At 73.8% G+C, this 25,814-nt stretch carries 26 protein-coding genes and 1 tRNA gene; 20 read left to right on the forward strand and 7 right to left on the reverse strand.

All coding sequences use genetic code 11. The annotated features are described in order from the left end of the window. Positions 1-91 precede the first annotated feature (91 nt). The 10 genes from VEW93_10030 (at position 92) to VEW93_10075 (ending at position 10,049) form a co-directional block, all read left to right on the forward strand. Positions 92-934 (forward strand): response regulator transcription factor, encoded by an 843-nt coding sequence (locus VEW93_10030; GenBank protein ID HYI62129.1) that lies wholly within the window; start codon positions 92-94, stop codon positions 932-934. A gap of 167 nt (positions 935-1,101) precedes the next feature. Then, positions 1,102-1,782, forward strand: a complete 681-nt coding sequence (locus VEW93_10035) for a response regulator transcription factor (GenBank protein HYI62130.1) — start codon at positions 1,102-1,104, stop codon at positions 1,780-1,782. A 312-nt stretch (positions 1,783-2,094) separates the two neighbouring features. Next, positions 2,095-2,586 (forward strand): sigma-70 family RNA polymerase sigma factor, encoded by a 492-nt coding sequence (locus VEW93_10040; protein ID HYI62131.1) that lies wholly within the window; start codon positions 2,095-2,097, stop codon positions 2,584-2,586. Positions 2,587-3,164: 578 nt separating this feature from the next. Continuing rightward, positions 3,165-4,475 (forward strand): Ig-like domain repeat protein, encoded by a 1,311-nt coding sequence (locus tag VEW93_10045; protein HYI62132.1) that lies wholly within the window; start codon positions 3,165-3,167, stop codon positions 4,473-4,475. Then, entirely contained in the window at positions 4,421-4,834 is a 414-nt protein-coding gene (locus VEW93_10050; GenBank protein ID HYI62133.1) for a hypothetical protein, read from the forward strand. Before VEW93_10045 ends, VEW93_10050 begins: the two co-directional genes overlap by 55 nt. Continuing rightward, on the forward strand, positions 4,831-6,345 hold the full coding sequence (locus VEW93_10055; protein HYI62134.1) for a DUF4214 domain-containing protein: 1,515 nt from the start codon (positions 4,831-4,833) through the stop codon (positions 6,343-6,345). The genes VEW93_10050 and VEW93_10055 overlap by 4 nt, the downstream gene beginning before the upstream one ends. A gap of 374 nt (positions 6,346-6,719) precedes the next feature. Continuing rightward, positions 6,720-7,013, forward strand: coding sequence for a co-chaperone GroES (gene groES, locus VEW93_10060; protein ID HYI62135.1), 294 nt, complete (start codon positions 6,720-6,722; stop codon positions 7,011-7,013). Between the two features lie 8 nt (positions 7,014-7,021). Continuing rightward, positions 7,022-8,668 (forward strand): chaperonin GroEL, encoded by a 1,647-nt coding sequence (groL, locus tag VEW93_10065; protein HYI62136.1) that lies wholly within the window; start codon positions 7,022-7,024, stop codon positions 8,666-8,668. A 240-nt stretch (positions 8,669-8,908) separates the two neighbouring features. Then, positions 8,909-9,238: a hypothetical protein gene (locus tag VEW93_10070; protein HYI62137.1), complete on the forward strand. Its 330-nt coding sequence runs from the start codon at positions 8,909-8,911 to the stop codon at positions 9,236-9,238. 7 nt (positions 9,239-9,245) lie between these two features. Then, entirely contained in the window at positions 9,246-10,049 is an 804-nt protein-coding gene (locus VEW93_10075) for a CoA pyrophosphatase (protein ID HYI62138.1), read from the forward strand. 153 nt (positions 10,050-10,202) lie between these two features. Here VEW93_10075 and VEW93_10080 read toward each other — a convergent pair whose 3' ends face one another. Further along, on the reverse strand, positions 10,203-10,484 hold the full coding sequence (locus VEW93_10080) for a MazG nucleotide pyrophosphohydrolase domain-containing protein (protein HYI62139.1): 282 nt from the start codon (positions 10,482-10,484) through the stop codon (positions 10,203-10,205). A gap of 136 nt (positions 10,485-10,620) precedes the next feature. Between VEW93_10080 and VEW93_10085 the strand changes: the two genes are divergently transcribed. Beyond that, a complete protein-coding gene (locus tag VEW93_10085; protein HYI62140.1) occupies positions 10,621-12,735 on the forward strand; it encodes a YceI family protein in 2,115 nt (704 codons plus the stop codon). A 51-nt stretch (positions 12,736-12,786) separates the two neighbouring features. On the opposite strand, the gene VEW93_10090 is transcribed toward VEW93_10085, so the two are convergent. The 3 genes from VEW93_10090 to VEW93_10100 form a co-directional block, all read right to left on the reverse strand. After that, on the reverse strand, positions 12,787-13,260 hold the full coding sequence (locus VEW93_10090; GenBank protein HYI62141.1) for a VOC family protein: 474 nt from the start codon (positions 13,258-13,260) through the stop codon (positions 12,787-12,789). 198 nt (positions 13,261-13,458) lie between these two features. Continuing rightward, positions 13,459-13,535 (reverse strand) — tRNA-Pro (locus tag VEW93_10095). 94 nt (positions 13,536-13,629) lie between these two features. After that, on the reverse strand, positions 13,630-14,055 hold the full coding sequence (locus tag VEW93_10100; protein ID HYI62142.1) for a response regulator: 426 nt from the start codon (positions 14,053-14,055) through the stop codon (positions 13,630-13,632). 174 nt (positions 14,056-14,229) lie between these two features. Between VEW93_10100 and VEW93_10105 the strand changes: the two genes are divergently transcribed. After that, the gene (locus VEW93_10105) at positions 14,230-14,577 is read left to right on the forward strand and encodes an STAS domain-containing protein (GenBank protein ID HYI62143.1); all 348 of its coding nucleotides are present in this window, start codon (positions 14,230-14,232) and stop codon (positions 14,575-14,577) included. A gap of 47 nt (positions 14,578-14,624) precedes the next feature. On the opposite strand, the gene VEW93_10110 is transcribed toward VEW93_10105, so the two are convergent. Both VEW93_10110 and VEW93_10115 read right to left on the reverse strand, forming a co-directional pair. Beyond that, positions 14,625-15,773: an ArsA family ATPase gene (locus VEW93_10110; GenBank protein ID HYI62144.1), complete on the reverse strand. Its 1,149-nt coding sequence runs from the start codon at positions 15,771-15,773 to the stop codon at positions 14,625-14,627. After that, positions 15,770-16,768: an ArsA-related P-loop ATPase gene (locus tag VEW93_10115; GenBank protein HYI62145.1), complete on the reverse strand. Its 999-nt coding sequence runs from the start codon at positions 16,766-16,768 to the stop codon at positions 15,770-15,772. The genes VEW93_10110 and VEW93_10115 overlap by 4 nt, the downstream gene beginning before the upstream one ends. 40 nt (positions 16,769-16,808) lie before the next feature. Between VEW93_10115 and VEW93_10120 the strand changes: the two genes are divergently transcribed. The 8 genes from VEW93_10120 (at position 16,809) to VEW93_10155 (ending at position 24,010) form a co-directional block, all read left to right on the forward strand. Next, positions 16,809-18,161: an NfeD family protein gene (locus VEW93_10120; GenBank protein HYI62146.1), complete on the forward strand. Its 1,353-nt coding sequence runs from the start codon at positions 16,809-16,811 to the stop codon at positions 18,159-18,161. 216 nt (positions 18,162-18,377) lie between these two features. Beyond that, entirely contained in the window at positions 18,378-18,638 is a 261-nt protein-coding gene (locus VEW93_10125; GenBank protein ID HYI62147.1) for a WhiB family transcriptional regulator, read from the forward strand. Between the two features lie 91 nt (positions 18,639-18,729). Next, on the forward strand, positions 18,730-19,233 hold the full coding sequence (locus VEW93_10130) for an FxsA family protein (protein ID HYI62148.1): 504 nt from the start codon (positions 18,730-18,732) through the stop codon (positions 19,231-19,233). A 31-nt stretch (positions 19,234-19,264) separates the two neighbouring features. Further along, a complete protein-coding gene (locus VEW93_10135; GenBank protein ID HYI62149.1) occupies positions 19,265-20,146 on the forward strand; it encodes an NUDIX domain-containing protein in 882 nt (293 codons plus the stop codon). A 10-nt stretch (positions 20,147-20,156) separates the two neighbouring features. After that, entirely contained in the window at positions 20,157-21,074 is a 918-nt protein-coding gene (locus VEW93_10140) for an MBL fold metallo-hydrolase (GenBank protein ID HYI62150.1), read from the forward strand. A 153-nt stretch (positions 21,075-21,227) separates the two neighbouring features. Then, on the forward strand, positions 21,228-22,739 hold the full coding sequence (locus tag VEW93_10145) for an aldehyde dehydrogenase family protein (protein HYI62151.1): 1,512 nt from the start codon (positions 21,228-21,230) through the stop codon (positions 22,737-22,739). Positions 22,740-22,757: 18 nt separating this feature from the next. After that, entirely contained in the window at positions 22,758-23,192 is a 435-nt protein-coding gene (locus VEW93_10150) for a DUF779 domain-containing protein (GenBank protein ID HYI62152.1), read from the forward strand. Positions 23,193-23,290: 98 nt separating this feature from the next. After that, positions 23,291-24,010, forward strand: a complete 720-nt coding sequence (locus VEW93_10155; protein ID HYI62153.1) for a M15 family metallopeptidase — start codon at positions 23,291-23,293, stop codon at positions 24,008-24,010. Between the two features lie 43 nt (positions 24,011-24,053). Here the strand turns inward: VEW93_10155 and VEW93_10160 are convergent, their stop codons facing one another. Then, complete coding sequence (locus tag VEW93_10160) at positions 24,054-25,637, reverse strand: hypothetical protein (protein ID HYI62154.1); 1,584 nt, start codon at positions 25,635-25,637, stop codon at positions 24,054-24,056. Positions 25,638-25,814: the final 177 nt, after the last annotated feature.

The raw sequence follows: 25,814 nt of genomic DNA on the forward strand, positions 1-25,814 counted from the left end.
TGACGCACTCCGCACCCCTCGGGTGTGCTGCGGCGCACCAGCGTGGGGCGCGACCGAGCTACCCGCCGACGAACCAGGACGACGCAACACGATGGCTCCCCATCTCTCGAGCGCCTTGCACGACGTAGCCTCCTCCTCCTCTCCCATCCCCGATCCGGGTTCGGACGACGCGACCTTCGTCGACCCGGACGCCCTGCGCGTCCTGGTGCTGGAGGACGATCCGGTGCTCCGCCGGTCCTTCGCCAACCGGCTGCGCAGCGAGGGCCACGTCGTCGACGAGGCCTCGACGCTGGCCGGCGCCCGGGCTGCTCTGGCCGAGGCCGAGTACGGCTGCCTCGTCCTCGATCGCATCGTCCCCGACGGCGATGCCCTCGAGCTGGTGGCCGAGCAGCGCGACCAACCGGGCCGGGCCCCGGTGCTGGTCCTGTCGGGCCTGGGGGCCGTCGACCAGCGCGTCAAGGGCCTGGCGGTGGGCGCCGACGACTACGTGTCCAAGCCGGTGCGGCTCAAGGAGCTCGCTCTCCGGGTACGGAACCTGGCCGAGAAGGCCGAGTCGTCGGAGTGGGGTCCGGTGCACCTCGGAGGGGTCGTGGTCGACCGCGAGCGGGATCGGGTCACCATGGACGGGGCCGAGGTGCACCTGACCCCACATCAACACGCCGTGCTCGACTACCTGGTCGCCCACCGGGAGCGCATGATCGCCACCGAGGAGCTGCTGGAGCACTGCTGGGACGGCGGTCGCCCGCTGTTCGCCAACCCGCTCCACTCGCAGGTGACCCGGCTGCGGCGCATCTTCGCCGGCCGGCTCCGGATCGAGTCGGTGCGGGGCGCGGGCTACGTCCTGAAGGTGGACGAGGTGGCGCCGCCAGCGACCCCGTGCCGGGGGAGGGTCCGGGTGACCTCTGACGGGCGGCACCGGCACACAGGAGAATGACCGGGAGCGAGGGCGGTCCGACGACCATCGTGGTCTCGGGCCGGGGCCATGCCCGCCGACGCCCCCGCGGGACCGACGTCGAGGTGAGAGACGTCGCACCGCCGGGTCGGACGAGCAGGTAGGCCCATGATCGTCGGGTGGAGGGCCAGGCGGTGAGGGTCTTGGTGGTGGATGACGAGATGCGCGTGTGCCGGAGCTACTCGGCGCGGCTGCGGGCCGACGGCCACGCGGTGGACGAGGCGCGCAGCCTGCCCGGGGCCCGGGCCGCCTTGGTGGACGTGGACTACGACTGCGTCGTGGTCGGCACCCTGGCGGCGGACGGCGGCCCCCGAGAGATGATCGCCGAGGCGCGCCGGCAGAGGCCCACCCGCCCGGTCCTGGTCGTGTCGGGAGGCGACGACGCCGATCGGCGGATCGAGGCCCTGGAGGCCGGGGCCGACGACTCCATCGCCCGGCCGGTGTCGCTCGACGAGCTGTCCCTGCGGGTCCGCAAGCTGATCGTCCGGGGGTCGTCGCCCCGGCCCGCCGACGCCGCCGAGCGCCTCGGCCGGGTGGCCCTCCACCGCGGCCGCCGGGAGGTCACCGTGGACGGCCGGCGCATCGGCCTGACGCCGATCCAATACGCCTTGTTCGAGTACCTGCTGGCCAACCGGAGCCGCATCGTCAGCGCCGCCGAGCTGCTCCAGCACTGCTGGGACTGGAACCATCCGGCTCGGGCCAACCCCCTGCCGCCGCAGATCTCGCGGTTGCGGAAGGCGTTCCAGGGAGCGGTGCGGATCGAGTCCACCCGGGGCGTGGGCTACCGACTGCGGGTCGTCGACCCCGAAGCGTCTCCTTCCGGCTTCTGAGCGTGACGGATGGCTCGTCGTACCCCTAGGGTGGGTACATGGACCTTCCGCCGCGCACATCCGGCAAGGTCTGGCATGGTCTGATGGCGAGCGGACCCGTCAGAGGAGTGGCGGCAAGCCAGGGGGTAGACGATGCAAGGCAGTAGCTCGAGTTCGTCGGCAGGTTGCTGAGTGGGTGCGCCGGGAATGAGCCTGGTGCGGGGCGGCGGCCGGACAGAGCCAATCGATCGGTCGGTCCCGTGTGGCCGACGACAGCACGGGACCCGTCCCGGCCTGGCGCGCGGGCGCCCGCCGAGCGAGGACGGTGAGGAGGTGTACCGCGCCCACGTGGCCACGGTGCACCGTTACCTGGCCTCGCGGGTCGGCTTCGAGATGGGGGAGGAGCTGACGGCTCAGACCTTCGTCGAGGCGTGGGCCCGCCGGGACGCCTTCGACCCCGAGCGGGGCTCGCAGGTGGCCTGGTTGCTGGGCATCGCCACCAACGTCCTGCGCCACCACCTCCGCCAGGAGCGGCGCCGAGCCCGGGCCCACATGGCCCTGGCCGCCCAACGCCGCTTCACCACGCTGGCCGACTCGCTGCAGGACGAGGTGTCCGACGCCATGTCGACCGTGGAGAGGACCGCAGCCGTCCAGGTCGCCCTGGGCCAGGTCGACGGGGCCGACCGCGAGGTCCTGGTGCTGGCCGCCCAGCCCGACGTGACCTACCGGGCCATCGCTGAGCACCTGGGCATCCCGGTGGGCACCGTGCGGTCGCGGCTCAGCCGCGCCCGCCGCCGCCTGGCCGCCGAGGTCAACTCCCTCTGACGCGCCGCGGGCCGGCGGGGGCGATCTGCCGTCGCCGCCCGCTCGGCGCGCCCGTCCACAGTCGAACCCCGCCCCAGCCGGCCAGGGGCGAGGCCGGCACGCTCGTCCCCGAGCGGGCGGCGATCGGGCCGTGGATGGGTGGGGCCACAGGCGAGGCACTGGCCGCCGACATCCCTGGTTGGTACCCTTCCGATTGGTTGAGCGGTGCCTCCCCCTCGACCCTCATAGGCCTCGGTGCTCCGTCCTGTCGCGTCGGGGTACCGATGAGCCAGGTCCGTGCGTTCCTGCCGGCGTCGGACCGTCCATGGCTCAGGGGCGGCCGCCCGTACCCACCTTTCCCCCGGGTGCGGGCGGCTCCCTCACCTGGCAGCCGCCGAAACTTCGCTGCGGAGACCATTAGGCGCAGGTTCGGCAAGGTTGGCTCGGACATGGTGAGTGCAGGCACTTCTCCCGGACTGTGGTTCCGGGGGTGGTGTCGTGCGGAAGTGTTCATCGACAGGGGGGATCCCTAATCATGTTGTCCAGACGTTCGCTCATCGCATTGACCACGCTCGTGGTCGCGATGCGCGCCTTCGCTTTTGCCCTCCCCCCCTGGACTGGCGGTAGGTTCCGAAGGGTCTGACGCCCGGGTCGCAGAGGAGCTCTCCCTCTCCCTGGTCGACGGTCAGATCCTCCTCCGAGACGCCGAGGAGCCCCGCGCTCTCGAGCAGCCGACGACCATCGCCGGCACCTACGACACCGGCCTGGGCGGCACCGGGGTGATCTCCGGCGCGACGTTCTCGACGCCGACGCTGTCGATCGAGCAGGACATCACCTCCCCGTTGGTGGAGACCGCGTACATCGACGCCTCCTTCACCCAGGTCGGCGCCATCACCGGCTCCATCACCCCCGAGGGCGCGGTCCTGGTGAACGTGGACGTGCGGGTCGATCTCCACATCGAGATCGGTGACCCGGCCTTCTACTGGGCCGACTGCGCGGCCACCCCGGTGCACCTGGCCCTGCAATCCACCGCTCCCTACGACCCCGACAGCGGGCAGGTGACCCTGGCCGACCCGGACTTCACCATCCCCACCATCCCGACCACCCCCGACTGCAACACCCAGGTCAGCCCCACCATCAACGCGCAGCTGGCCGGCGCCGGCCACGCCCTGACCATGACCCTGGCCGGTGAGATCGAGCTGCCGCCCCCACCCGGGTGCCCGACGGTGACCACCCTGGCCGTGGATCCCGCGACCGGCTCGCGCCTGGACGACCCGGTCACGCTCACCGCCACCGTGATCGAGGACCCGGCCGCGGCGGCGGTGCCCGAGTGCGTCGAGGCCGAGGGTGCCCCCGCCGGGTTCGTGGACCTCTACGACGGGGCCACCCTGGTCGAGACGCTGGCCCTGGCCGCCGACGGCACCGCCACCCTGACCACCGAGGACCTGTTGGCCGGGCACCGCTCCCTGCGGGCCTCCTACCGGGGCCAGGAACCGTTCTCCGGCTCGGCCTCGCCGGCCGTGCCCTACCTGGTGGCCGCGCCGCCGACGATCACGTCCACGTTGCCGGCCTTCATCGAGATCGGCGCCGCCCCCGTCGAGCTCCAGGTCACCGCCCGCAACGTCGATCTCGGCGCCGGCATCGAGCGGGCCCGCCTGGACCTCACCCTGGCCCGCACGCTGGGGAACGGTCCCTCACCCCTGACCGGGTCACCGTGGAACGCAAGGTCGGCGACGCCTGGGTGGCCCTGCCGCTCGACGGGTCCGGGACCCTCACCGGGGCCTTCGAGGTCGGTGACAGCAGCGGTACCGACCTGGCCGCCGGCGCGGACGCGGTCGAGACCCTGCGCATCGCCGTGGGCCGGACCGTCGCCACCAGCCCCGGCCCTGTCCGCCTCACCTACGCCGTGACCGAGCTGGACGGGGGCGGGAACGCCGTCCGGACCGTGGCCACCGCCCAGAGCCCCTCCCTCCTGGTCGAGGCCAACCGGCGGCCCGCCACCATCACCTTCCCCGCCCCCTTCTTCGGCGGCCCGGTCTCTCCTCCGGTCGTCCGCCAGGGCAACACGGTCCAAGTGTTGGCGAATGTCACCGGCATCGGGGGGGCCGGAGCCTCGGGGACGGCAGAGATCTGGCTGAACGGGCGGCGGATCGACGTCCAGGTGGCCAACACCACCGATGACGTCCGGCGCGACATCCCCGTGGTGAACGGCACCATCAAGGGGAACTCGACCTGCCGGCCGACATCGTCCCGGGCTCGTACCAGGTGACGTTCAAGTACTCCGGTGACGCCCTGTTCCTGCCCGGCCAGAACACGGCCACCCTCACGGTGCAGCCCTCGATCGGCCCGATCTACACCTGCCGCATCGTCGGATCGGCCGCCAACCGGTTCAACGCCAACCTCGTCGCCCTGGGCAACCTGCCGGGGACGGCCCCCGCCGGGGCCGTCCCGGTCGACCACCTGAGCGTGGCCCTTTTCTACGGGCGGGGCGTCAACACTCAGAGCCTGGCGACCGATGTCCTCGAGACCGGGCCCAACCCGGCGGAACCTGACGGCGTGACGGGCGTCCAGCGAGTGACCTTCGGCTTCGAGCCTGGAGGGACGGGCACGGCTACCCACGTCGATCGCACCGGCACCCAGATGAACAATGCCGATCCGGCCAACCCCGATGCGATCATCGGGTTCCTGGGGGAGACGGGGGCGCCGGTGATCGAAGGGGCTCCCGGTGAGGTGGCGCCGGTGGAGCTGGCCTCGGTGACCATCGAGACCATCGACAGCTTCGAGTTGCCGAGCACCATCACCTGCACGCCGCGGGACGAGGCGACCGTCCTGGGTCGGGTCACCATCGCCGGGACGACTCTGGTGGTGGACGCGCCGCGGCCCACCCGGGGCGGCGACCCGGTGACCCTCACCGCCACGACGGCGCCGGACGACGGGTACGTCGAGTTCCTGGATGGGGACACCACCATCGGGTTCGTGGCCGTGGAGGGCGGCGCTGCCTCGCTGGTCACCACGGACCTGGCTGCCGGTGAGCATCAGCTGCGGGCTCGTCACGTCGGGGGCCTCCTGGCCGCCTCCACCTCCTCCGAGACGGTGCCCCTCACCGTTCTGCCCGAGCACGAGTGCCCGGGCTTCGTGGCCGAGGGCTCCGGGGCAGTGGTGCGCCTGGTGTACCTGGAACTGTTGGGCCGTTGCCCGGATCAGGCCGGGTTCGATCACTGGCTGGCCCGTTTGGAGGGTGGGACGTCGCAGCAGGCGTTCGCTGATGTGATCTCGGCATCGGCCGAGGCGCGGCGGGTGGTGGCCAACGACGCCTACCGGACCATGCTCGGCCGCGACGGCGACCCGGCCGGCCTGGCGTTCTGGGCCGAGCGGTTGCGGACGGGTCGCTACGACGAGCTGCTGACCGCCATCGGTGACACCGAGGAGTACTGGTCCCAGGCTGGTTCCACCAACGAGGGGTTCGTGACCCGGACCTACCAGCGGGTCCTGCAACGGGATCCCGATGCCGCGGGCCTGGCCTACTGGACCAGCCGCCTCGATGGTGGTGAGGCTCGGTTCGTGCTGTTGCGCACGTTCACCCGCCTGGTGGAGCCGGCCCGGGTGATCGTGGTCCAGTCCTACGACGAGATCCTGGACCGGGCCCCCACCGCAACCGAGATCGAGAACCAGGTCGAGCGGTTCCGGGCCGACGGCAACCGCTCCGCCCTCTACGGCCGCCTCATCGGCACCGCCGAGTTCGTCACCCGGGCCCAGAGGCTCCCCAACCCCGAGGACTGAACCCCGTCCCCCCGCCGGGTGGCCTGGTCGAGGCCCGTTCCTCGACCGGGCGACCGCCTGGGGGGCGATGTGATCTCGGTGGGTCGGCCTCCTGTGCCGGCCCACCGATCGAGCCCGGTCCGTGCGTTCCTGCCGGCGCCGGACCACCAGCGGCTCACGGACCGGCCGCCCGCCCCATCCCCCGGGGCGGGCGGCCCTCCCGTGCCGGCCCCCCCGGAGGGGAACGGTCGGCGGACCTTTGGCACTCGGGGCTTGCGAGTGCCAAACGGCGGTCGTAGGGTTGGCACTCGGCACGAGAGAGTGCCAGCCGCCCCGATCTCGGGGAGATGAACCTCGGTCCCCAGCGTGGGGGCCCAGCCGACTACGGAGGCGCAATGAACCTTCAGCCGCTCGACGATCGCATCGTCGTCCGCCCCGGTGATGCCGAGGCCACGACCGCCAGTGGGCTGGTCATCCCCGACACCGCCAAGGAGAAGCCCCAGCAGGGCGAGGTCCTGGCCGTGGGCGAGGGTCGCTGGAACGAGGATGGCGACGAGCGCATCCCCGTGGGCATCGAGGTGGGCGACACCGTCGTCTACTCCAAGTACGGCGGCACCGAGATCACCTCGGACGGTGAGGACCTGCTGATCCTCAACGCCCGTGACGTGCTCGCCAAGATCACCAAGTAGGAGCCCCCATGCCCAAGATGCTCAAGTTCGACGACGAGGCCCGCCGCGGCCTGGAGGCCGGCGTCAACAAGCTGGCCGACGCGGTCAAGGTCACCCTCGGCCCGCGAGGCCGCAACGTGGTGCTGGAGAAGAAGTTCGGCGCCCCCACCATCACCAACGACGGCGTGTCCATCGCCCGCGAGGTCGAGCTGGAGGACCCCTACGAGAACATGGGCGCCCAGCTGGTGAAGGAGGTCGCCACCAAGACCAACGACGTCGCCGGTGACGGCACCACCACCGCCACCGTCCTGGCCCAGGCCCTCGTGAAGGAGGGCCTCCGCAACGTGGCCGCCGGGGCCAACCCCATGGCCCTGAAGCGGGGCATCGACAAGGCCGTCGAGGCCGCCGTCGAGGCCGTCCGCGACCAGGCCCGCGACATCGACGACCGCTCCGAGATCGCCCAGGTGGCCACCATCTCGGCCAACAACGACAGCGCCATCGGCGAGGTCCTGGCCGACGCCATCGACAAGGTGGGCAAGGACGGTGTCGTCACCATCGAGGAGTCCAACACCTTCGGCATGGACCTCGAGTTCACCGAGGGCATGCAGTTCGACAAGGGCTACCTCTCGCCGTACTTCGTCACCGACGCCGAGCGCCAGGAGGCCGTCATCGAGGACGCCTACGTGCTCTACGTGGAGGGCAAGATCTCCTCGGTCCAGGACATGCTCCCGGTGCTGGAGAAGGTCATGCAGACCGGCAAGCCGCTGCTGATCGTGGCCGAGGACGTCGAGGGCGAGGCCCTGGCCACCCTGGTGGTCAACAAGATCCGCGGAACCTTCAACTCGGTGGCCGTCAAGGCCCCCGGCTTCGGCGAGCGCCGCAAGGCCATGCTGGCCGACATGGCCGTCCTCACCGGCGGCCAGGTCATCTCCGAGACCGTGGGCCTCAAGCTCGACGGCGTCACCATCGACCTGCTGGGCCGGGCCCGGAAGATCGTGGTCACCAAGGACGACACCACCATCGTCGAAGGGGCCGGTTCCGAGGACGACGTCAAGGGTCGGATCAACCAGATCAAGCGCGAGATCGAGGACACCGACTCCGACTGGGACCGCGAGAAGCTCCAGGAGCGCCTGGCCAAGCTGGCCGGCGGCGTGGCCGTGGTGAAGGTCGGCGCCGCCACCGAGGTGGAGCTCAAGGAGAAGAAGCACCGCATCGAGGACGCCCTCTCCGCCACCCGCGCCGCCATCGAGGAGGGCGTGGTGCCCGGTGGTGGCACCGCCCTGCTGCGCAGCCGCCCCCGGGTGGCCGACGTGGCCGAGAAGCTCGACGGCGACGAGGCCACCGGAGCCAAGTCCGTCTTCACCGCCCTGGAGGCCCCGGCCCGGCTCATCGCCGACAACGCCGGCTTCGAGGGTGCGGTCATCGTGCGCGACGTGGAGGCCAAGAAGGGCGCCCACGGCTTCAACGCCGCCACCGGCGAGTTCGAGGACCTGCTCAAGGCCGGCGTGCTCGACCCGGCCAAGGTGACCCGGGCCGCGCTGCAGAACGCAGCGTCCATCGCCGGCCTCCTGCTCACCACCGAGGCCATCGTGGCCGACAAGCCCGAGGACGAGCCGGCCATGCCCGGTGGCGCCGGAGGCATGGGTGGCATGGGAGGCATGGGCGGGATGATGTGACGTCCCCCGGGACGCCGCTCACCTGAGCACCTGATCCACGACGAGGCCCGGGCCCAGCGCCCGGGCCTCGTCCGTTCTGCCCACCGAACGCACCGTCCGGGCGTGGCCCTGGGCACCGAGGGCGGCGAGCGGCCACATCGGTTCGGTCCACGGGAGCGCCGTCACCGGCGCGGCCATGACAGGACAGGTGCCGGCATCCGGGTCGGAGGAGCGCCGGGGGTGGCCGTAGGATCGGCGGCCATGGACCGACCCCCGGCCGACCCGGCCAAGCTCCGCACGGCCTGGATCGAGTGGGAGACGGGCGAGACGCCACCCGGCCGCGTCGTCAGCAACCTGAAGACCGGCGGGTTCCGGGTCGTGCTGGAGCACCTGGCCGCCGAGGCCGGCACCGAGGCCCCGGGCGGGGCCGACGCCACCCGGCTGCTGGCGGTCTGGATGGAGTGGGAGACCGGCGACACCCCACCCGGTGCGGTGCTGGTGGCCATGGCCGAGGCCGGGGGCCGCGGCCTGCTCGACGCGCTGGTCGACGCCGCCGTGGCGGCTGCGGCCAGTGCCCCGCCCGAGGGGTGAGCCGCGGATGAGCGCCCGGGAGGAGGCTCCGGCCCTGGCCGTCCCCCTGGCCGGACGGGGTGGCCCCCAGCGCATCCCCCGGCCACCCGGCGGTGTCGGCCCGGGAGCGCCGGCCCCGTGGGCGGACCTGCCCGACGAGGCTCGCCGCCCCTCGGTGGACGACGTCCGTCGGGCCCTGGCCGCGGCCGGCCCGGCCCGCCCGTCACCGGTCGAGCGGCACGGCTTCTCGGTCGCCAGCCTGCCGGCCGAGGTGCGGGCCCTGGCCCGGGCCGAGGACGTGGCCGCCGTGCCCTCGGCCGTGCTGGCCCCGCTCTACGACCGGGACGGCGAGGCCTGGGTGGTGCTCACCCGGCGCAGCCTGGCCATGCGGGCCCACGCCGGCGAGGTCAGCTTCCCGGGCGGCCGGGCCGAGGTCGGCGACGCGGACCTGGTCGCCACCGCCCTGCGGGAGGCCGAGGAGGAGATCGGCCTCGATCCCGCCACCGTGGAGGTGGTGGGGGAGCTGGACCACCTGGCCACCCTCACCAGCGGCTCCTTCATCGTCCCGTGGGTGGGGGTCATGGCCGGCCCGCCGGAGCTGCGACCCGAGTCGTCCGAGGTCGACACCGTGCTCCACGTCCCCCTCTCGGAGCTGATGAGCCCCGGGGTCTTCCGGGAGGAGCGCTGGTCGTTCGGGCCCACCACCAGCCGGCCCATCGTCTTCTTCGACATCGTGGGCGACACGGTGTGGGGCGCCACCGCGGCCATGCTCCGCCAGCTCCTCGGCCTCGTCACCGGCACCGTGGCCCGGGGCGAGATGGGCCACGACTGAGGGCGACGACCGGTCCAGGTCACTTCTGAGGCGCCAGCGCACATCGGGACGTGCGCTGGCGCCTCAGAAGAGCGGGACACCCGCCCGGCCTCGATTCTGAGGCGCCACGGCCCGTGGGAGCGTGCGGTGGCGCCTCAGAACGGGAAGCGGGGGTCAGGGGCAGGCGCAGGGGGTGTAGGAGCAGGTGGGGCAGCCGGCGGCGTAGCGCTGGGCGGCGTCGTCGAGGGACAGGCCCAGCTGCTCGGCCAGCGAGGCCAGCCAGGCCAGCACGTCGCCCAGCTCGTGGAGCTGCTGCTCGGGGGTGCCCTTGCGGGCCGCCTGGGCCAGCTCGCCCACCTCCTCGGCCAGCCAGGCCACGGTGGCCGGCCGGCCCCGGGCCGCGTCGCGGCTTCCGAAGGCCTCACCGATCCGGCGCTGGAAGTCGGCGATGTCCACCGCCGCACCCTATGGCCGGCGTCATCGGCGCCGGGCGCCTGAACCGGGGCTGAACGGCGACCCCTCCGGTGTTTGCATGGTTCGTGCGATGATTGGCGACGTGGTGCGCCGTGTCGGGACGAAGATCGGTCGAGGGGTGCGGACCCATCCCATCCGTGCCGCGCTGGCGCTCGTCGTCCTGCTCGCCGGGTGCGGCTACGCCTGGAACCAGGTCCGCCCGTTCGTGGGCCTGCCCGACGGTGAGGTCAGCCGCACGCTGCCCGAGGCCCCCCGCCTCACGGCCGAGCCGGGCGAGACGATCTACCGCATCGACGCCACCGAGTCCTCGGCCACCTACGCGGTGGCGGAGACCATCGTCGGTCGGGGCGCGGGCACGGCCGAAGGCACCACGCAGGCCATCGCCGGCGACATCGCCCTGAACCGGGGGCGGCCGGCCCGCAGCCGAGTGGGCGACATCGTCATCGACCTGCGCCAGCTCCGCTCGGACAACTCGCTGCGCGACCGGCGCCTCCGGGCCGACTTCCTGGCCTCCGACGACCACCCCCTGGCCCGGTTCGCCACCACCTCGGTCGAGGACCTGCCCGCCTCGCTGCCCGAGAGCGGTGAGGTGTCCTTCACCCTGGCCGGCGACCTCACGGTGAAGGAGACCACCCTCCCGGCGGAGTGGGACGTCACCGGCCACATGGTGGGCGACGAGCTCACCGCCACCGCCACCACCACCATCGCCATGTCCGACTACGAGATCGGCCCCATCAGCATCGCCGGCCTGGTCCGCACCGAGGACGAGGTGACCCTGACCCTGGAGCTGGTGGCCGCCGATCCCACCAAGCGGGACATCCCCACCGAGCTGCCGCCCCTCCCCGAGGACGAGCGGGCCACCGGTGGGCCGTCGTTCGCCCGGGCCGTCCAGCCCATCCTGGAGGCCAACTGCGCCTCGTGCCACAACGAGGGCCAGATCGGCTCGCACGTCCTGGGCCTCGACACCGCCGGCGACGCCGCCGAGTACGCCGATGGCATCTCCGTGGCCGTCAACGCCGGCTACATGCCGCCGTGGCCGGCCTCCGACGAGGGCATCCCCCTCCGGCACCCCCGCACCCTCTCCGACGAGGACATCGCCACCGTCAAGGCCTGGGCCGATGCCGGGGCCCCGCTGGACGTGGCCGCCCGCACCCCGCTGGAGCCGGTGCCCGACGCCGATGTCCCCACCCCCCGCACGGACCTGGCCCTGAAGATGGCCGAGCCCTACGCCGGCTCCATCGACAACCCCAACGACTACCGCTGCTTCACCCTCGACCCCGGCTTCACCGAGCCCACCTACATGACGGGCTACTCCTTCGTGCCCGACGAGATGTCGGTGGTGCACCACGCCCTCGTCTACAAGGTGGACGCCGAGGCCCACCAGGAGGCCATGGAGAAGGAGGGCGAGGGCGGCCGGCCCGGCTGGGAGTGCTACGTGGGCACCGGGTTGCGCACCGCGCCGGCCCTCGACGGCGGCCTGGAGGGCAAGTCCGACCTGGTGGCCGGATGGGTGCCGGGCCAGCGGCCCCTCGACTTCGGTGACGACCGGGGCTTCCTGTTCGAGCCCGGCGACGTGCTGATCGCCCAGATCCACTACCACTACGACCACGCCGACACCCCGGCCGACCAGTCCGAGCTGCGCCTCCAGCTGGCGCCGGACGACGCCGAGGTGCGGGCCCTCGAGGTGGCCAACCCCATCGCCCCGGTGGAGATCCCGTGCCCCGAGGGCGCCGACGACGGCCCCCTGTGCGACCGGGACGCCGCCCTGGAGCGCATCCTCGAGGACTACGACGGCATCGCCGCCGCCATCCCCGGCGCCGTGCTCGAGGCCTGCGATCGCGAGATCGAGGAGTACGCCGGCCAGACCGACGGCATCGGGTCGACGTCGTGCGACTACGACGTCCACGGCAGCGGCGAGATCATCGACGTGCTGGGCCACATGCACGAGCTGGGCCGGAGCTTCCGCATGACCCTCAACCCCGGCACGCCGGGCGAGAAGGTCCTGCTCGACATCCCGACCTGGAACTTCGACTGGCAGCTGAACTACCAGCCCGTCGAGGAGATCCGGGTGGAGGAGGGCGACACCCTCCGCATCGAGTGCACCTGGGACCGGGGCCTCCGCTACGACGAGGAGCCCAAGTACCTGCTCTTCGCCGAGGGCACCGAGGACGAGATGTGCTTCAGCACCTACACGCTGCTCCCCGACGAGGAGACGCGGTCCGACGAGGAGTGACCCGAGCCCCCGACCGCCCGGCGGCCGGGGCGGTCGGGGCCTCTCGCGGCCTCAGGCGGCGTCGGCCGCAGCTCGGACGGCGGCCAGGTCGATCTTGACCATGCCGAGCATGGCCCGCATGGCCCGATCGGTCCGCTCGCGGTCGGGGTCGTTCAGGAGCTCGATCATGCCGGTGGGGACGACCTGCCACGACAGGCCGTATCGGTCCTTCAGCCACCCGCACTGGCTCGCCTCCCCGCCGTCGAGGAGCGTCTCCCAGTAGCGGTCGACCTCGGCCTGGTCGTGGCAGGCGATCTCGAACGAGACGGCCTCGTCGAAGGTGAAGTGGGGCCCGCCGTTGATGGCCACGAAGGCCTGGCCGTCGAGCTCGAAGGCCACGGTCAGCACCGTCCCGGCCGGACCGGGGCCGGCCTCCCCGTAGTAGGTGACGTCGGTGATCTTCGAGTTGGGGAAGACCGACACGTAGAACTCGGCGGCCTCCTGGGCCTGGGTGTCGAACCAGAGGTTGGGGGTGATCTGGGGCACGGGACTCTCCTGTCACTCGGGGCGGCGTGGGTGCCACCCCTTCCGACGGGGTCCGGGCCCGGAACTCATCGCCGGTGGCTCACCGTGGCGGAGCGCCGGTGGCCGTCATCGGTCCTGTGCCGGGGCCGGGGGCGGCGGCCGGCCCGGAAGAGGCGCACACCGCCCGGAGGTCCGGACGGTGTGCGCACGTGAGCCTCCTGGTCGGGGTGGCGGGATTTGAACCCACGGCCTCTTCGTCCCGAACGAAGCGCGCTGCCAAGCTGCGCCACACCCCGTGAACCGTCGACGTTACCCGCGTCGGGGGGCCGCCCTCCAACGCGTCTCGGCGGCCGCTCCGGTCGGTCGCCCGGAGGGCCGGACCACCGGTGGTCAGGGGGCGACGGCGTCGGCGACGGGCTCCTCGCCGTCGTGCCACTCGCCCCCGCCCAGCAGGGTGGTGGCGGCCCGGCGGAGGCGGAAGGGGTCGAGCGGCTTGGTGATCCACCCGTCGGCCTGGGACCGGCGGGCCAGGAAGGCGTCGTGGACCCGGTCCAGGAGCATGAGCACGGCCACGGGCTCCAGCCGGCCCGCGCCCTCCTCCAGGCGGAGGGCCATGCAGGTGGCCATGCCCCCCATGTTGCCGATCTGGAGGTCGAGGATCACCAGGTCGGGCTCGATGTCGGCGGTCACGGGCACCACCTCGGCCCCGGTGCGGACCCGGAGCACCTCCGTGGCCTCGTCGGCCAGGGCGGCGTCGACCTCGTCGGCGATCCAGTCGGCGTCGGTGGCGAGGAGGACGGTCCGGGCGGCGGGCACGGCCGGAGGCTACCCGGGCATCGGCGCCCCGCTCCACGTGCTCGGGCGATGGGGCGGGGACGGCCGGACCGGTACCATGCGGCCGTCCCGGTGGTGCGGGGCCCCCCGACAGTCGCATCGACGCGGCGCCCCTCCCGGGCCGTCGACCGCACCGCCCCGGCCGAGGAGTTCTCCGTGCTCGAGATCGAGGTCGCCACGACCGACGCCTACACGCTGTGCCGTCCCGTCGGGGAGCTGGACGCCTACACCGTCAACGACTTCCGGGAGGCGCTGGGCGCGGTCACCGGGGCCGACCGGGTGCTCATCGACCTGTCCAACGTGCCGTTCATGGACTCGGCCGGCCTGGGCGCCCTCATCGGGGGCATCCGGCGCACCCGGGAGTCCGGGGGCGAGGTGGCGGTGGCCTGCGGGCGCCCCACCCTGACCCGGCTGCTGCACACCACCGGCTTCGACCGCATCGTCCCGGTGGAGGACACGTTGGAGAGCGCGGCCGCCGTCCTGGCCGCGGTGGAGAGCAGCTAGGCGACGTCGCCCGGGCGCCGTCGCCCGGGGGTGAAGCGCCGGGCCAGTCAGGCCGGGGCGAACAGGTGGCCGGCGATCTCGGTCAGGCCGTCCAGGTCGTGCACGTCGGAGCGCAGGAACGGCACCCGGGCCACCGGGGCCGGGGCCACCTGCTCGGCCAGGCCGGCGAGGTGGCCCGCCTCCCGGCGCCCCACGGCGGCGAAGTCGGCCAGGTTGGCGTAGAGGCCGCCCAGGTCGGTGCCGGCGAAGGTCTCGGCCCGGGCCCGGAGCGTGTCTGGGTCCCCGTCGCCGAAGGTCGGGTGGACCCGGTTCACCACCAGGGCCGCCACCGGGATGGCCCCCTCCTCCAGCCGGTCGGCGAAGAAGCGGGCTTCGGCCACCGCGTCCCGGCGGGGCGAGGCGACCAGCACGAAGGCGGTGCGGGGGTCGTCGAGGAGCTGCAGCACGGCGGCGGCCCGCTCCCGGAACCCGGCCTCCATGCCCTCGAAGGCCTGGAAGAAGGCGATGGCGTCGTCGAACACCTCGGCTCCCACCACCTTCGAGACCGACCGGACGAAGGTGACGGCGGCAGCGTTGACCGCCTTCATCACCCCCCGGGTGGGGGCCGTGAGCACCCGGTAGAGCCGGTGGTCGAGGAACCGGGTCAGGTTGGCGGGGGCGTCGAGGAAGTCGAGGGCGTGCCGGGTGGGCGGCGTGTCCACCACCACCAGGTCGAAGGCGTCGTCGGCCTGGAGCTCGTAGAGCTTCTCCATGGCCATGTACTCCTGGGTGCCGGACAGGGCGCCGGAGATGTTGCGGTAGAAGCGGTTGGCCAGGATGCGCTCGGCCTGCTCGTCGTCGGCGGCGTAGCGCTGCACCACCGAGTCGAAGGTCGACTTGGTGTCGAGCATGACCGCCGAGAGCTGGCCCGGCCACGGGCCGTCGATCGGGGTCGGCGTGTTGCCGATGCCCTCCAGGCCCAGGGCGTCGGCCAGGCGGCGGGCCGGGTCGATGGTGACCACCACCGCCCTCCGCCCGTCGCGGGCCGCCTGGAGGGCCAGGACGGCGGCGGTGGTGGTCTTGCCCACGCCACCGGAGCCGCAGCAGATGACGATCTCGGCGTCGCGGACCAGCTCGGCCACCGACCCCGGCACCGCCCGCGCCGCCTCGGGCCCCTCGGTCTTCCCGGTCTCCTCGTTCCCCTCGGTGCCGGTCACGGGGCGGCCTCGGCCTCGTCCAGGTCGGGGGTGGCCCCGACGCCGGCCAGGACGGCGTCGGCCAAGCGCTCCAGGCCGGTCGGGTCCAGCTCGGAGGTGAACAGGAACGGCAGGCGCAGCTGGGGCAGCGGCAGGGACTCGGCCAGGCGCTCGACCTGCTCCTCCTGGAGGGCGATGCGGTGGCGGCGGAAGGCGGCGGCCGCCTCCAGCTCACCGGCCTCGCCGCCCCGGAGCGACGCCCCGGCGGCGCCGGCGGCCTCCTCGGGGTCGGCGTCGAGCCCCGCCACGTCGGGGTACAGGCCGTTGACCACCACCGGGCCCAGGCTCACCCCCACCTCGTCCTCCAGGCTGAAGGCGGTCTCCACCAGCTCGTTCACCGGCGTCTCCTCGGGCAGGGTGACCAGCACCACCTGGGCCGAGGCCGGCTCGGTGAGCATCTCCTGCACGTCGGTGGCCTGCGAGCGGATGGGCCCGACCCGCACGGCGTCGAGCAGGCCTCGGGCCGAGCGCAGGAACGTGATGGCGTGGCCGGCGGCGGGGGCGTCGATCAGCACCAGGTCCGGCGACCCGTCGGCGCCGGCGGCCATGGCCCGCTCGATCTGCTTGACCTTGCCCAGGACGATGATGTCGCGGATGCCGGGGATGGCGGTGGCCACCATGTCGATCACCCCGGAGGACACCAGGCGCTTCGAGAGCCGCTTGAGCCCCGTGTCCTGGAGGTACTCCAGGAGGGCGTCGTCGGGGGTGAGGGTCCGGGCCCGGATGGCGCCGTGGCCGCCGCCGGCCCCGGCCAGCTCCACCTCGGTGTAGTCCAGCGGCTCCCGACCGAACATGGAGGCCATCCCCGACTTGCCCTCCAGCTCCACGATCAGCGGGGTCAGCCCCGAGCGGGAGGCGGCCCGGGCCAGCGCCGCGGTCACCGTCGTTTTGCCGACGCCCCCCTTCCCGGCGACGATGACGACCCGAGAGGCGGTGAAGAACCGCTCAGGGTCCACTCGTGTCCCTCACCGTCGTCGGTCCCGTGGAGGCATCTCGGTGCGCAGGCTATCGACCATCGCCCGAGCCATCGGCGCTCCGCTGGTCGCGCTGGGCGTCGCCGCCCTGCTGGCCGGGGGGGCCGTGGGGAGCCCGGCCGGGGCCCAGGACGACGCCGGGGGGCAGGGCCGGGCCTGCGCCGAGGCCCCCCGCCGGGAGGCCGGCCGGCTCTCCATCGTGACCGTCAGCGGCCTGCTCGACCCGGTGCTGGCCCGCTTCGTGGAGGACAGCATCGACGCCGCCGAGGAGGCCGACGTGGCCTGGCTGGTCCTCCAGGTCAACAGCAAGGGCACCGTGGTCCCCGACTCCCGGGTGGCCGAGATGGTGGAGCGGGTCCGGGCCTCGACCGTCCCGGTGGCGGTGTGGGTCGGGCCCTCCGGCACCCGGGCCTTCGAGGGCGTGGCCCAGATCGCGGCGGTGGCCTGCCGGGTGGGCGTCGCCCCCGGCAGCCGGCTGGGCCGCCTGGGCGACCCGGTGGTCGACCCCTCCCGCTTCAGCGAGCCCTTCCAGCGCCACCTGGACCGGCTGACCACCGGCTCGGTGGACGCGGCCACGGCCGAGGACCTGGGCCTGTCCCTGCGGGCCTCGGAGGTGCTGGGGCCGTTCCTGATCCAGCTCGACGGGGTCGAGACCCGCACCGTGAAGGACGACGAGGGGCGGGACCAGACCGCGGTGGCCGAGCCGTCGGTGCCGGTGTTCTCCAAGCTGCCGATCTTCGACCAGCTCCTCCACACCGTGTCCAGCCCGGCAGTGGCCTACCTGCTGCTGCTGGCCGGCCTGGCCCTCATCGTGTTCGAGCTCTACACCGCCGGGATCGGCGTGGCCGGCCTGGTGGGGGCGGGGTGCACGGTGCTGGCCTGCCACGGCCTGGCCGCCCTGCCGGCCCGAGGATGGGCGGTGGCCCTCCTGGTGGCCACCGTGGTGGCCTACGCCGTCGACGTCCAGACCGGTGTGCCCCGGCTGTGGACCGCCCTCGGCACCGTGGCCCTGGTCGTGGGCTCCCTGGCCCTCTACGACGGCCTGGCCCTGTCGTGGATCACGCTGCTGGCCGGGATCGGAGGCATGCTCCTGTTCGTCATCGGGGCCATGCCGGCCATGGTCCGCACCCGGTTCTCGACCCCGACCATCGGGCGGGGCTGGATGGTGGGGGAGCAGGGATCTGCGGTCACCGCCATCGACCCCGACGGCGTGGTCGAGGTGCGGGGGGCGCCGTGGCGGGCCCGGACCAACCGGGCCACCCCGGTCCCGGCGGGGGAGGCGGTGCGGGTGGTCGAGGTCGACGGCCTGCTGCTGGAGGTGGAGCCCGTGGAGGGGGCGGCCCGGGACCATCGCCAGCGTCGCGACCCGTCCTGACGGGCCCTCCGGCCATCCCGGGAACCGGGTGGCCCCGACCAGGCAATGAACCTTGCCGAAGGCTCGCGCCAGGCAGCGGCGCGCTCGCGAAGGTTTCCCTTGTAAGGGTCAGACCGCAGTCCTAACGTCGAACCGCCAGCAGGAGACGCCACCCGTCTCCCCCACCCGTTGGGAGCCTCCTGCCGTGAGGCCGAGAGCTCCGAGAGGGGTTCGTCAGTGAGCGCATTGAGAGTCGACGACGAGTGGCAGCTCCGGGCTGCGTGCCGGGGTCCCCACTCCGCCGTCTTCTATCCCCCGACCACCTTCGAGCGCCGGGACGAGAAGGCCGCCCGCGAGGTGCGGGCCAAGGAGATCTGCCGCACCTGCCCGGTCAAGTCCCCGTGCCTCGACTACGCCCTCAAGATCCGTGAGAACCACGGCATCTGGGGCGGCCTGAGCGAGAGCGAGCGCCGCAACATCATCGCCAGCCGGACCTGACCCCCGGTCCCGGCAACCGGGCACGGAAGAGCCGGGACATCGGCTGTGTCGTGCTCGGTCCGGGGAGGGCGGGCGCCGGTACCCTGGCCGGGTGCTGTGGGTCGTGCTCCTCCTCGTCGTCGGGCCCATCGCCGAGCTGTGGGTGATCCTGCAGACCGCCGAGCTCATCGGGGGGTGGGAGACCCTGGCCCTGCTGCTGGTCGAGGGGGCGCTCGGCGGGTGGCTCATCAAGCGTCAGGGCCGGGCCGTGGTCCGCCGCCTCGACGAGCGGCTGCGCAGCCACGAGCTGCCCACCAAGGAGCTGGCCGACGGCTTCCTGGTCCTGGTGGCCGGGGTGCTCATGCTCACCCCCGGGTTCCTCACCGACCTGGTCGGCTTCGCCCTCCTGTTCCCCCCGACCCGGGCCGTGGCCCGAGCGGCGCTGCTGCGCCGCTTCACCGCCCGCCTGGGCGAGGGCTTCGCCTTCGTGTCGGCCCCTCGCTTCGGCCGGGGCCCCGGCCGGGGCGGCGACGGTCCCGTCGACACCACCGCCACCGAGCGGCCCCGACCCCGCCCGGGGACCACCCCCCTCGGCCCCGGTGACGGGGCGCGATGAGCCCGGCTCCGGCCCCGGGCCCGACGGCCCGATGAGTGCCCATCCGGCCCCCGGCGACACCGTGCCCCTGCGGGACGCGGCCACCGTCCTGATCGTGCGCGACGAGCACGACGGCGGCGGCCTCGAGGTGTTCATGCTGCGCCGCAACCTCCAGTCCGACTTCGTGGGGGGCGCCTACGTGTTCCCCGGCGGCGCCGTCGACCCCCCCGACCGGGGCCTCGACCTGGAGCGGTGGTGCCGGGGCCGCACCGACGCCGAGGCCTCGCAGCGGCTGGGCATCGCCGAGGGCGGCCTGGCCTTCTGGGTGGCGGCCATCCGCGAGTCGTTCGAGGAGTCGGGCGTGCTGCTGGCCTACGACGGGGCCGGCGAGCTGGTGCGCCTGGACGACCCGGCCACCGCCGAGCGCTTCGTGGCCCACCGCCGGGCCGTGGACCGGGGCGAGCGCAGCCTGGTCTCGGTGTGCGAGGAGGAGGGCCTGACCCTGGCCGTCGACACCATGTGGTACTTCGGCCACTGGATCACCCCCGAGGGCGCCCCCCGCCGCTACGACACCCGCTTCTTCCTGGCCGCCGCCCCCCCGGGGCAGACCCCGGTGCACGACGACCGCGAGGTCATCGCCAACCTGTGGATCCGCCCGGCCGATGCCCTGGCCCGTCACGCCGCCGGCGAGCTGGCCATGCTGCCGCCCACCCTGGCCTCCCTGCGGGCCATCGAGCCCAGCGCCACCGCGGCCGAGGCCCTGGCCGCGGCGGCCGAGCTGGTCGACGTGCCCACCGTCCAGCCCCGGGTCATCAAGGACCAGGGCGGGGTCCGCATCGTCATGCCCGGCGACCCCGAGTACGACGAGGCCTACCGGGGGGACGGCTCGATCGGCTCCTGGCCCTCGGTCGACGACCGCAGCGCCCGGGCCTGAGCAGCCCGCCGTGAGCGACGACCGCACCGCCCTCCCCTCGATGCCCGAGGGCATGGTCGGCGACGTGGTGGCCGGCCGCCTGGACGAGCTGCGCCCCGGGGTCCGGCGCCTCACCGCGCCCAACCCCGGGATGATGACCGGGCCCGGCACCAACTGCTACCTGGTCGGCACCGAGGCCGTCACCGTGGTCGACCCCGGCCCCGACGACACCGGTCACCTCGACAGGCTGGTGGCCGCCGGGCAGGGGCGGATCCGGACCATCGCCCTGACCCACACCCACATCGACCACTGGCCCGCGGCCCCGGCCCTGGCCCGGCGCACCGGGGCCGAGGTGGTGGCCTTCGCCTCCCGGGACGGCCTGGAGGCCGACCGGCTGGTGGGCGACGGCGAGGTGGCGGGCGCCGGCGACGGCGCCCTGCGGGCCGTGCACACCCCGGGCCACGCCTCCAACCACCTGTGCTTCTGGGACGAGGGTCGGCGCCTGCTGTTCACCGGTGACCACGTGATGTCGGGCTCCACCGTGGTCATCGCCCCGCCCGACGGGGACATGGGGGCCTACCTGGCCTCGCTCCGGCGGGTCCGCGACCTGCAGCCCGAGGCCCTGGCCCCGGCCCACGGGCCCCTCCTGACCGAGCCCGACGCCTACCTCCAGCACTACATCGACCACCGCCTGGCCCGGGAGGCCAGCGTGGCTGCGGCCCTGGCCGCCGCCGGGCCCGCCGGGGCCGACACCGAGGCCCTGGTCAAGGCGGTGTACGTCGACGTCCACGAGCTGCTGCACCCGGTGGCCCGCTTCAGCGTGTGGGCCCACCTGCGCAAGTTGGCCACCGAGGGCCGGGCCCACGGCGCGGAGGTGGAGGACCCCGACACCACGTGGGTCGCCACCGACGCCACCGCCGCCGGAACGGGAGCCGGAGCCTCGGGCTGAGGCCGACTGGAGCGGCGGCCGCCCCTGTCGCCAGGCTGCCGGGCCGCACGCCCGGCGCCCGGCGCCCGGGCCGTCCGGGGCCCCTGTCGCCGGTGCAGCGGCCGGTGTAGGTTGCTTGACCGACAGGTCAAGTATCGATCCAAGGGGACCCCGATGGCCGACTACCAGCTCTTCATCGACGGCGAGTACGTCGACGCCGCATCCGGCGAGACGTTCACCACCACCGACCCCGCCACCGAGCAGCCCATCGGTGAGGTGGCCAAGGCCGACCGCGCCGACGCGGCCCGGGCCATCGCCGCCGCCCGCAAGGCCTTCGACGAGGGTCCCTGGCCCAAGCTCTCCGGCGCCGAGCGGGGGGCCAAGCTGAACAAGCTGGCCGAGCTGCTGGAGGCCAACGCCGAGCGCTTCGCCGAGGCCGAGGCCCGCGACTCGGGCGGCACCATCAAGAAGGCCACCTTCGCCGATGTGCCCGGCTCGGCCGGCGCCCTGCGCTGGTTCGCCCGCATGGCCGAGGAGCGCCCCAACGAGCAGGTCCTGGAGGGCTCGCCCTTCCCGCCGTCGGAGAACTACGTCCGCTACGAGCCCTACGGCGTGTGCACCGGCATCGTGCCCTTCAACTTCCCGCTGCTCATGGCCTGCTGGAAGCTGGGCCCGGCCCTGGCCGCCGGCAACACCTCGGTGCTGAAGCCGGCGTCGTACACCTCCATCACCGCCCTCATGCTCGGTGAGCTGGCCCAGGAGGCCGACCTGCCCCCCGGCGTGCTCAACGTCATCGCCGGGCCCGGCGGCACCGCTGGCGAGGAGCTGGCCTCCAACGAGATGGTCGACAAGGTGGCCTTCACCGGCTCCACCGAGGTCGGGCGCCGGATCATGCAGCTGGCCTCCGGCACCATCAAGCCGGTCACCCTGGAGCTGGGCGGCAAGTCGGCCAACATCATCCTCGACGACGCCGACCTGGACATCGCCGCCGCCGCCGTGCTGTTCGGCACGTTCTTCCACAACGGCCAGGTCTGCGAGTCCGGCACCCGGGCGCTGGTCCACAAGAGCATCTACGACGAGTTCGTGTCCCTGCTGGTGGACCGGGCCGGGAAGATGGTCATCGGCAACCAGCTCGACTTCAACTCCGACCTCGGGCCCCTGGTGTCCCGGGCCCAGGCCGACACCGTGCGGCGCTACGTGGCCCTGGGCCGCGAGGAGATCGGCGAGCCGGTGTGCGGCGGCAGCGAGCCCGAGGGCCTGGCCGACGGCCTGGTCACCGAGAACTTCTACCGCCCCACCATCTTCGCCGGGGTCGACAACTCGGCCCGGATCGCCCAGGAGGAGATCTTCGGCCCGGTGCTGTGCGTCATCCCCTTCGAGACCGACGACGAGGCCGTGGCCATCGCCAACGACTCGATCTACGGCCTCGGCGGCGGCGTGCAGGCCGGCGACGTGGAGCGGGCCAAGGCCATCGCCGCCCGCCTCCAGACCGGCACCGTGTGGATCAACGACTACCACATGATCTCGCCCGAGCGTCCCTTCGGCGGCTACAAGCAGTCCGGCATCGGCCGGGAGCTGGGCACCGCCGGCTACGAGATCTACCGGCAGGCCAAGCACATCCACACCAACCCGTCGACGGGCCGCGACGGCTACATGCACTTCGCCGCACTCAGCGGCAACATCTGACCTCGGCGCCGCTGGGCCATGAGGATCACCGCCAGCGCCCGGGCCGCCGAGGTCGTCGCCGAGATGGCGACCCGGCGGGCCGGGACGCTGACCGTCACCATCGGGACCGGGTGCTGCGAGTCCACCGCCCCGTTCCTGTACGAGGACTTCCTGCCCGGCGCCGACATGGCGCCGGTGGGCGAGGTCGAGGACGTGGCCATCTGGGCCCCGGAGTACCTGCGCCGGCTCTACCCCGGCGACCAGGGCCCCCGCCTGGAGGTGGCTGACGAGCTGGCCGAGTCGTTGTCGGTGGAGACCGAGCTCGGGGTGCGCCTCGTCCTGCGGGGCACCGGACTCGACTCGACCGGGGAGCCGGAGGAGTGCGCGGTGTCGGCCCCACCGTCGGGACCGGCCGTGCAGCGCTCGGTGGTGGGTCGCCCGCCTCCCGAGCTGCAGGGCCTCCGCCTCCGCTGACGATCTCGTCGTGCAGGGCGTGGCCCCGGGGACAGCCACGGCCCGCCCCTCCGGCCCGTTTCCTTGACCGGGGCGGGGTGGCGGCCGACCATGGTCCCATGGCGGACCTCCCCCGAGCCGCACCCCCCGCGCCGTCGAGGCCGATCCGGCGCCGGGCCTTCGCCCTGCTGGCCGGGGTCCTGGCCGTCGTGGCGCTGGTGGCGTGCAACCCCGACCCCACCGACGGCCGGCGGCCGCCGGCTCCGGGACGGGGCCCCGGCTACTCCTCGTCGGTGCGGGCCGCCACCCAGGACGACGTGGCCCTGTCGTGGCGCCCGGGCTGCCCCGTCCACTGGCACGACCTGAGCGTCCTCAGCGTGGCTCACTGGGGCTACGACGGGGCCCGGCACGTGGGACACGTCGTGGTCCACGACAGCCGGGCCACCGCCATCCGCAGCGTCTTCGGCTCCCTCTACGCCGCCCGGTTCCAGGTCCGGCGCATCCACCCCGTGGACCGCTACGGGGCCGACGACGACCGGTCCATGGCCGCCAACAACACCTCGGCCTTCAACTGCCGGCCGGTGGCCGGCACGTCCTCGTGGTCCGAGCACAGCTACGGGCGAGCCATCGACATCAACCCGGTCCAGAACCCCTACGTGAAGGGATCGTCGGTCGACCCGCCGGCCGGCCGGGACTGGACCAACCGGGGCTCGGTGGTCCCCGGGATGATCGTGGACGGCGACGCCGTGGTCCGGGCCTTCGCCCAGCAGGGCTGGCGGTGGGGCGGCTACTGGCAGTCGTCGAAGGACTACCAGCACTTCAGCACCACCGGCCGCTGACCCGCGGGGCCGCCTGGCGGCTCCCGGCCCGAGCGGCGAAGGCTCAGGAGCCCGGGACCAGCCAGGCGATGGCCTGCTCGCCACCGGGGCCGACATCGGGCACCACGGCCACCTGGCGGCCCCCGGGGGGCCGGCCCCGGGCCTCGATGCCCATGGCCACGGTGAGGTCCGGTCGGGCCTGACCGGGCACGCGCGCCGCCCCCCAGCCCGGCCCGCCGCCGGGATCGACGAGGACGTGGGTGCCGTGCCGCTCGAGCTCGGCGATCACCACCGGGACGGCCCAGGTCAGAGGACCGGACCACGTGACCTGCACGACGTCGGCCGGGCCCGGGTGGGCGTCGACCGCCTCCTGCACCTCGTCGGCCAGCACGCCCGCCCCGGCGTCGCGGTCCCGCCACGCCGCGAACGGGGCGACGTCGCCCCGGGCCGCCACCACGATGGCGGTGCCGGCCAGCAGGACCGCTGCCGCCCCGGCGGCCCCTCGCCTCACGGCGGGCCGGGCCGGGCCGGGGACGAGCGCCGCGACGCGTGGGCGGGCCGTGGCCAGCAGGGCCCGGCCCAGGGGCCACAGGGCCGCCCACCACAGGACCACCCCGAGCACCCGCACCCAGCGGTACAGGTACTGGGCCGGGAGCCCGTTGAGCCGGCTGATGCTCACCGCCCCGGCCACCCACAGCGACGCGGTGAGGGCCAGCAGGCGGAGCGCGTCACGGTCCCGGCGCCGCCGGGCCACCACCCACCCGGCGCCCGCCGCCACCAGGCCGAGGGGCGGCCAGGGCAGGCCGCTCCGCCCGCCCAGCTCGAACGGGTCGGCCGGCGACCACCGGTGCCAGGCCGGGGTGGGGCCGAGGTGGGGGAGGACGAAGTCGTGGACGCCCTGCCACCCGTAACGGGCCTCGCCCTCCTCGGTGCCGGCCCGGGTCACGATGCGGGCCAGGTTGCCTTCGTCGCCCACGAGCTGCTGGGCCACCGGCAGGGCCCACATCAGGCCCAGGACGCCGGCGGAGGCGACCAGGGCCGAGCGCCAGGCCTGGAGGTCCCGCCGCTCCCGCACCAGGGCGACGACCCACCAGGCGGCCAGGACGGCGGCCAACAGGGTGTAACCCACGTGGGCCTGGGCGCAGAACGAGGTGGCGGCCACCGCGACGGGGAGGCTCCGCCGGGACCCGACGCCCACCGCCCAGGTGGCGACCACGGCGACCAGGAAGGGGACCAGGGCCAGGTGAGGGTTCCAGGGGTCGCGCAGGACGTCGATGTCGAGCCCCCACATGCAGGCCAGGACCAGCCCGGCCAGCAGCGCGGCCGAGCCCACCCGGCCTCGGCGGCCGGCGATGCGGACGGCCAGGGCGATGCCGGCGGCGTTGAGCAGCGCGGCTCCGGTGACGAGGGCCCACGGCTCGGAGCCGAGCAGGCGGTAGGGGACGGCCAGCGCGTAGAAGACCGCCGGTCCGGGGTGGTTGGCCCCCAGGCGGGAGAAGGCCCCCAGGATCGGCGGGTGGGTGCTGAAGACGTCCCGGACCCGGACCTCCAGGGGCCCGTAGTCGCCGATCGGCACCCAGTCGGACCCCACCGAGGCCAAGGCCAGGACCAGCGCCGGGGCGGCGGCCACCAGCGCGCAGGCCCACACCTGCCGGCGTCGCCTGGCGGCATGGGCGCCCTCGGGCGTCGGCTCGAGCGTGGCCGCGGCGACCTCGGCCCCGACCGGGCTCGGCCCCGACTCCCTGGCGCGAGTTGCCCCCGCTCGGCCGCCCGTGGCGACGTCAGCCCTGACCGCTTCGGCTCCGACTGGGTCGGCTCCGACCGG

The sequence above is a fragment of the Acidimicrobiales bacterium genome (genome assembly GCA_035630295.1).
In the GTDB taxonomy this organism is placed as follows: Bacteria; Actinomycetota; Acidimicrobiia; order Acidimicrobiales; family Iamiaceae; genus Iamia.

Coding starts and splice junctions, on each gene's coding strand:
- groES (HYI62135.1), top strand. CDS start 6,720: ATGAACCTTCAGCCGCTCGACGATCGCATCGTCGTCCGCCCCGGTGAT.
- VEW93_10070 (HYI62137.1), top strand. CDS start 8,909: ATGGACCGACCCCCGGCCGACCCGGCCAAGCTCCGCACGGCCTGGATC.
- VEW93_10030 (HYI62129.1), top strand. CDS start 92: ATGGCTCCCCATCTCTCGAGCGCCTTGCACGACGTAGCCTCCTCCTCC.
- VEW93_10155 (HYI62153.1), top strand. CDS start 23,291: ATGGCGGACCTCCCCCGAGCCGCACCCCCCGCGCCGTCGAGGCCGATC.
- groL (HYI62136.1), top strand. CDS start 7,022: ATGCCCAAGATGCTCAAGTTCGACGACGAGGCCCGCCGCGGCCTGGAG.
- VEW93_10145 (HYI62151.1), top strand. CDS start 21,228: ATGGCCGACTACCAGCTCTTCATCGACGGCGAGTACGTCGACGCCGCA.
- VEW93_10075 (HYI62138.1), top strand. CDS start 9,246: ATGAGCGCCCGGGAGGAGGCTCCGGCCCTGGCCGTCCCCCTGGCCGGA.
- VEW93_10135 (HYI62149.1), top strand. CDS start 19,265: ATGAGTGCCCATCCGGCCCCCGGCGACACCGTGCCCCTGCGGGACGCG.
- VEW93_10150 (HYI62152.1), top strand. CDS start 22,758: ATGAGGATCACCGCCAGCGCCCGGGCCGCCGAGGTCGTCGCCGAGATG.